The sequence below is a fragment of the Halobacterium bonnevillei genome, assembly GCF_009831555.1.
In the GTDB taxonomy this organism is placed as follows: Archaea; Halobacteriota; Halobacteria; order Halobacteriales; family Halobacteriaceae; genus Halobacterium; species Halobacterium bonnevillei.
The window spans coordinates 1-1,892 of sequence record NZ_WUUU01000300.1; the positions used below are offsets into that span (position 1 = coordinate 1).

The 1,892-nt window shown below is 67.4% G+C and carries 1 protein-coding gene and 1 pseudogene; one reads left to right on the forward strand and one right to left on the reverse strand.

The window, feature by feature from the left end; translation table 11 throughout:
- Nucleotides 1-183 precede the first annotated feature (183 nt).
- Nucleotides 184-1,038, forward strand: a complete 855-nt coding sequence (locus tag GRX66_RS18610) for a universal stress protein (RefSeq protein WP_159527804.1) — start codon at nt 184-186, stop codon at nt 1,036-1,038.
- A gap of 95 nt (nt 1,039-1,133) precedes the next feature.
- Here GRX66_RS18610 and GRX66_RS18615 read toward each other — a convergent pair.
- Nucleotides 1,134-1,892, reverse strand: a pseudogene (locus tag GRX66_RS18615) (HD domain-containing protein); the annotation flags it as partial.

The following is a 1,892-nucleotide window of genomic DNA, read 5'->3' on the forward strand; positions in this document are numbered from 1 at the left end:
GTTCGGTTCTCCCCTGTGGGCCGTTTCGGCGAGTGCCTCGTCTGCGGCGGAGGCGCGCTCCGAGCGCGTCTGGCGGGCGGATGTGGCGCTCGCCTCGGGCGACTGCCCCCGGTTTTATACTCGGCGCGAATGTATTAGCCAGTTGGAAGGTCAGTCCCAGCGGACCAACTGGACCCACAGATAATGCAAGACAGACCAACTGTCCTCGTTCCGATCCGTGTTCTCGAAGGCGAATCCATTCCGGAAGGCGTTCCGGAACTCCTCGCGAACGCACACGTCGTCCTGCTCGGCTACCACGTCGTCCCGGACCAGACGGCGACAGACCAGGCGAGCACCCAGTTCGGAGACCAGGCCACCGGCCGCCTCGACGACTACGCGGAGATGCTCGAGGACGCGGGTGCCACAGTCGACGCACAGGTCGTGTTCACCCACGACGGCGATCAGACGATCAACCGGACGAGCGACGAACACGACTGTCTCGCAGTGCTGATTCCGAACGCGACGCAGCCGATCGAGAACGTCCTCGTCGCGGTCCGCGGCATCGTCGGCATCGACCGGTTCGTTCGATTGATCTCGGGGCTGTTCGCTCCGGGCGACGGACAGGGAATCTCCGCGCGCGTCCGGTCGGCACTCTCGAGCAAGCAGGTCCGTTCCCCGGAGGTCAACATCACACTGTACCACGTCGCCGACGAGGACGAAACCGACGAGGACGTCGAGACGCTGCTCGATGCCGTTGCGACGCGACTCGCCGAGGAGGGAGTATCCGAAGACGCGATCGATACCCAGATCACGCGTGGGGGCAGTCCGCAGGAGGAGATCGTCGAGACGGCCGACGACTACGATACGGTCATCATGGGGGAGTCCGACCCGTCAGTGAAGACGTTCCTGTTCGGGATGCGCGCGGACCAGGTCGCCAAGCAGTTCCTCGGTCCAGTCATCGTGATTCAACACGGTGAGCCGGTCGGTGACGAGGACGACCAACAGGACGCCAACGAGGACCGACAGTCGGAAGCGGACGAGGAAACCGACACCGAGTGACGCCGGCGACGAACACGACACCGAGTGACGCCGGCGGGGAATCGCTAGGGACCGCCAACCGACAGGTCCAGTAGCGGACTGTTACATTCCGCCCTTCATTCCGAGGTGTCGCCGACGCCCGCCAGGCCCAGCACTCGCTCGGCAGCGGCGGCCACCTCGGCGGTGTGGTCGTCGGGCGCGTAGACGCCGAAGCGCCACTGGACGCGCTGGGATTCCAGCATGCCCTCCACGAGCGGCGACTGCTGGTCGAGCGGACGGATGTCTCCATTGACGACGACGCGAACCGAGGACTCCGGCATCGTGGGATGGCCGGGGTTGTCCACGACGACCGAGCGGTCGGGGAGGCCCGCTTCCTCGGCGATGTCGCGCTCGAACTCGCGGGTTTCGGCGTAATCGGCGTCCACGACGCTGCCGGGGACGTCGCCGCGTTCCGCCCAGACGGCGCGCTTGTAGAGGTCGCGTTCCGTGATGCGGCGCGCGGTGTCGGCGGTGGGGTCGTGCTCGCGGAGCGCACCGAGGAGTTCGGCGTCAGTCGTGCGCGCGAACGACTCGGGGTCGATGGCCGCCGACGCCAGGAGGCGTTCGCCCGCGCGGTCCAGCATCGCGCCGGCGATGCGGGAGACGTGGTGGCGGTAGACGGTGGCGTTCATGAGCGCGCGCCCGACCAGCAGCGATTCCGCGGTGGCGACGTTGCCCTCCGCGAGCACGAGGTCGCCGTCGCGGAACGTGAGCGCACGCAGCAGGCGGCCGTAGTCGATGGTGCCGTAGGGGACGCCCGTGTGGTGGGCGTCCCGCACGAGGTAGTCCATGCGGTCGACGTCCAGCTCCCCGGCGACGAGCTGGCCAAGCTTGCC